Raw genomic sequence first — 1,527 nt, 5'->3', positions numbered from 1 at the left:
TACGCGAACGCACTACCCCCATTATGGTTTATTGTAGTGGGAGCGTCTCGCTCCCTAGCTCTAATTATTCGGAGCAATGTTGTAAATTTGCAACTTTCAAAATACTAATTTTGTGGTATAATCGAAGAGTTTTGCAAAGATTTGAATCAGGTTGCCGAATAAAAACAAGCAAAAATGGAGGCAAAAATGGAGATGATTCGAGTTAAAAAGCAGCACGGTTTTAACGTGCAAATAATTGGGGGAATACTTGCCAGTTTTGGAATTATTATTTACTCGGCACTGCGCCCAATTCCCGCGATCGCGCAAATCAATCAAGCAATCGTACAAGAAATCGTAAAGTCCGATGAAAACGCGGAGGAAAACGGCGTTTTCATTAATGAAGAACCTGCTGAAGTAGATGCGATCGCCCTATTAAAGCAGAAGATTGGTACTCAAGCAGCGAGTACATCCCTTTTATTTAGTAATGGTGCAATGGGTCGTTTGGGACCGCAATCTTCGGTTATTGTCGGTCAATGTATTGAAGTTCAACAAGGATTATTATTAGCAAGCGGTCCCGCTAATGGTTGTACAGCTACGTTTGAAATTGGTATAGAAGGAACTGTTTATATCATGGAAGTTAACGCAGCAGGAGAGACAGAAATTAAAGTTTTAGAAGGAGAACTAAAGATTAAACCAATCACAGAGGAGTCAGAAACAACAGAAGAAGTTCCACAAGAGATCGCCATTAAAGCCGGAGAAAAAATTGTTATTACCCCTAGCGGCATTTTTGGACAAGTGGCAGAATTACTACAAAGTGATGTTGAAAATATTCTCAATGGGGCATTATTTCAAGGATTTCAAGTGCCTCTCTTGGGAACATCAGCCCTACAGAAATCTTTAGAAAACTTATATCCAGATATTGATATTCCTCGCTTACCTGGATTTGGTATTCCTGTTACTCCACCAAGACCGAGATTACCGTTTTAAGAGAGAATAGCAGGCTGCATTTTAGAATGAGTTAAGAGAACCAAATCAAAGTATTTCATCGCTTATTTTTCCTTTTCTCATTCTAACTTAAAATTGCCATTCCCTTCTGTACTGCTGGGCGATTTTGCAAGGTTTCTGTCCAGCGTTTGAGATGAGAATACTGATCCAATGTTACCCCTAAATATTCATAAGCTGCAACCCAAGGATAAGTCGCCATATCAGCAATAGAATAATCGCCAGCAATAAATTCATGCTTTTCTAATTGACCGTCCAAAACCCCAAATAAGCGCAAGGTTTCGTTTTCATAACGGGCGATCGCATAGGGAATTTGTTCTTTAGCAAACTTGCGAAAATGACTCAATTGACCGAAACTGTTCTCCTTGGTTTCATTAGAAAAATTGGGTAGAAACCCCGTCCTATAAGGACGGCTTTATATTAGTTTCGCTACCGCCTTGGAGTTGTTTAATTAGGGTGCCTTTGTATTGCACTTTTAACAGGACAATTACTGTATCTAACTAAACAACCCTGTACGCATAGCGTTTTTGCTCTTTCGAGCCTCCT

At 39.8% G+C, this 1,527-nt stretch carries 1 protein-coding gene and 1 pseudogene; one reads left to right on the top strand and one right to left on the bottom strand.

The window, feature by feature from the left end; all coding sequences use genetic code 11:
* Positions 1-174 precede the first annotated feature (174 nt).
* Positions 175-966: a hypothetical protein gene (locus JUI58_RS16630; protein WP_204104922.1), complete on the top strand. Its 792-nt coding sequence runs from the start codon at positions 175-177 to the stop codon at positions 964-966.
* A gap of 82 nt (positions 967-1,048) precedes the next feature.
* Here the strand turns inward: JUI58_RS16630 and JUI58_RS16625 are convergent.
* Positions 1,049-1,336 (bottom strand): annotated as a pseudogene (locus JUI58_RS16625) (glutathione binding-like protein); the annotation flags it as partial.
* Between the last annotated feature and the right edge of the window lie 191 nt (positions 1,337-1,527).

Source organism: Spirulina sp. CCY15215, from assembly GCF_016888125.1.
In the GTDB taxonomy this organism is placed as follows: Bacteria; Cyanobacteriota; Cyanobacteriia; order Cyanobacteriales; family Spirulinaceae; genus CCY15215.
This window is presented reverse-complemented; position numbering and strand designations above follow the sequence as displayed.

Coding starts and splice junctions, on each gene's coding strand:
- JUI58_RS16630 (WP_204104922.1), top strand. CDS start 175: ATGGAGGCAAAAATGGAGATGATTCGAGTTAAAAAGCAGCACGGTTTT.